Origin of the sequence: Cytobacillus firmus DS1, assembly GCF_000565285.1 — a bacterium.
GTDB classification, from domain to species: domain Bacteria; phylum Bacillota; class Bacilli; order Bacillales; family Cytobacillaceae; genus Cytobacillus; species Cytobacillus firmus_A.
Genome location: NZ_APVL01000065.1, coordinates 1 through 1,047 on the forward strand (window position 1 = coordinate 1; position 1,047 = coordinate 1,047).

Genomic DNA, 1,047 nt, shown 5'->3' on the forward strand with positions numbered 1-1,047 from the left:
GTGTTAAAGCCGATGTTAAAATCCTCAATATAGCCGGAATAAAATTCCCCATCTAAAATAGAACCATAGGTCGTTGAGAGGAGCTATGGTTTATGAAGACTAGAGGGGAATTTTTTATGATCAAGGATATGTATCAAAGGGGAATGAGCATAACAGATATTGCAAAGGAGTTAAAGATGGACCGTAAGACGGTTAAAAAATACATAAACTCTGATGCCTTACCGGTTCCCAGGAAAAGAACCAGAAACAGTAAGCTTGATAAATTTAAGGATTACATTGATAGGAGGATGATGGAGGACCAGGTATTTAACGCAGAAAAGTTGCTTCTCGAGATTAAGGCACTTGGCTATGAAGGTGGAAAAACGATATTAAAAGACTATATGCAGCCTTATCGGGAACAGGCAAGAAAGAAATACACTGTCCGTTATGAAACCCTTCCGGGTCAACAAATGCAAGTGGATTGGAAAGAAGTCGGGGAAATCCTTCTGAATGGTGAAAAGGTAAAACTGTCCATGTTTGTGGCCATCTTGGGATACTCCAGGATGAAGTATGCAACGTTTACTCTATCCCAAGATCAAGAACATGTAATGTATTGTTTAATCAACAGCTTTAAGTACCTTGGTGGCGTACCGTCTACTATCCTGTTTGATAATATGAGAACAGTCACTGATGGACGGGATCAGGGTGTAATCAAATGGAATAAGAGGTTCGCTGAATTCGCATCATATTACGGATTCATACCCAAAGCCTGCAGGCCTTATAGAGCCCAAACAAAGGGAAAAGTAGAAAGAGCCATTCAGTATATTATGAACAACTTCTACGTAGGGACAAAATTTACGAGTATTGAAGAATTGAATCAACTGCTCATGAGATGGCTGGATTCAGTTGGTAACCGAAAGAGAAATGAAACGACCGGCTGCTCCCCACAGGAAAGGTGGACTGAAGAAAAGCTCCACTCAATCAAGGATAAGAAAGAATATGATACCAGTTATATTTCCTTCAGGAAAGTTCATTGGGATAGCAGCTTCTCCTATAAGGGTGAAAGTT

At 40.0% G+C, this 1,047-nt stretch carries 1 protein-coding gene; it reads left to right on the plus strand.

Annotated features, from left to right (window positions below; genetic code table 11):
* Positions 1-92: 92 nt before the first annotated feature.
* Positions 93-1,047, plus strand: a 955-nt coding sequence (gene istA / locus PBF_RS24745) for an IS21 family transposase (protein WP_035333676.1), incomplete at its 3' end; no start/stop codon positions are given.